This is a genomic window from Paraburkholderia sp. J8-2 (genome assembly GCF_905220195.1).
Classification (GTDB): Bacteria; Pseudomonadota; Gammaproteobacteria; order Burkholderiales; family Burkholderiaceae; genus Paraburkholderia.
Window position 1 is genome coordinate 1 of the sequence record NZ_CAJMZA010000147.1, and the last position, 306, is coordinate 306.

The 306-nt window shown below is 61.8% G+C and carries 1 protein-coding gene; it reads left to right on the plus strand.

What is annotated here, in order from left to right:
- Positions 1–274: MarR family winged helix-turn-helix transcriptional regulator (locus U5A52_RS43205; RefSeq protein ID WP_321940534.1), on the plus strand; the 274-nt coding region annotated here is incomplete at its 5' end.
- Between the last annotated feature and the right edge of the window lie 32 nt (positions 275–306).

Consider the following 306-nt stretch of genomic DNA (forward strand, 5'->3'; position numbering starts at 1 on the left):
AACCACGCCGTTCGAACTGTCGAAACTGCTCGGTATCGATACGGGCCTCATGACGCGCATGCTGGACAAGCTGGAAACCAAGGGTCTGCTGGAGCGTTCGCGCGACGCAGAGGACCGCCGGGTGGTCAATCTGCACCTCACGGCAAAGGGGCAGGCAACGGCGGCGCAGATTCCGGAAGTCGCGCCGCATGTATTGAACGCCCGCCTGCGCAAATTCACGAAGGCGGAGTTTGCCGAACTGAACCGCCTGCTTCGCAAGTTCACAGACGACTGAACGGTGCGGCCGTGGTGCCGCGCTTTTTTCGG